Annotated in this window: 1 protein-coding gene; it reads left to right on the top strand. The window is 69.6% G+C overall.

Translation table 11 applies throughout. The features are described 5' to 3' along the window. Window positions 1-255: 255 nt before the first annotated feature. Window positions 256-882, top strand: a 627-nt coding sequence (locus tag U874_RS0113905; protein WP_025135141.1) for an SDR family NAD(P)-dependent oxidoreductase, incomplete at its 3' end; no start/stop codon positions are given.

Below are 882 nucleotides of genomic sequence, written 5' to 3'. Positions count from 1 at the left end.
GCTTGGGGCGGGGCGGGCCGGGCCGGGCTGATGCGGGCAAGCAGAGGCTTGGGCAGCGACCGGAGCAGCGGTTCGCGTGGCGCAAGCCCCGTCGCGAGCACGCTCAGCATGTCCACCAGGCGATCCCGTCTGATATCTGACAGAAATATCATCTGAACAGGAAAAGATATGCCGATAGGGTGAGGGCAGCCCGACCGCCGACGCCCGAGGACCGAGATGCCCGAGACACTTTCGCCCACCCCGCACCCTTCGGACATGGCCGACACAGCGCGCCGCGGGGACCCCGGTGAGCCCGTCGCGATCGTCACAGGCGCAACGGGAGGGATCGGCCGCGCGATCGCGGCCCGGCTCGATGCCCGCGGCTACCGGATCGTGGCCCACGGATCGGGCACGGAAGACGCGGGAGCGGCACTCGTCACCGAGCTGGGCGACGCGCGCTACGTGGACGCGGATCTCGCTGCCCCCGAATCGGCGGCCCGGATCGCGGCGTTCGCGGAGGAGAGCTTCGGACGAATCGACGTGCTCGTAAACAACGCCGGCATCGGCATCCCCGTGCCGCATCGGGACCTCAGCGCGGTGTCCCCGGAGTTCTTCTCCCGCATGATCGATGTGAATCTCGCCGCGCCCTGGTACCTCACCCAGGCCTGCGCCCCCGCCCTCGCCCGTACCCGTGGCACGATCGTGAACATGAGCTCGATGGCGGCGTCGACCGTGAGCGGGAGCTCGATTCCCTACGCGGTCAGCAAGGCCGGACTCGAGCATCTCACCCGGCTCCTCGCGGTCGCGCTCGGCCCGGAGGTGCGCGTCAACGCGATTGCGCCCGGCCTGGTGGACACGGAGCGCACGCTGGGTTGGACCGAAATCCGCGATCACGTGATCGCG

The organism is Leucobacter sp. PH1c (assembly GCF_000633415.1).
Lineage (GTDB): Bacteria > Actinomycetota > Actinomycetes > Actinomycetales > Microbacteriaceae > Leucobacter.
The sequence above is the reverse complement of the archived record's forward strand: the minus strand, read 5'-3'. Positions and strand labels throughout refer to the sequence as shown.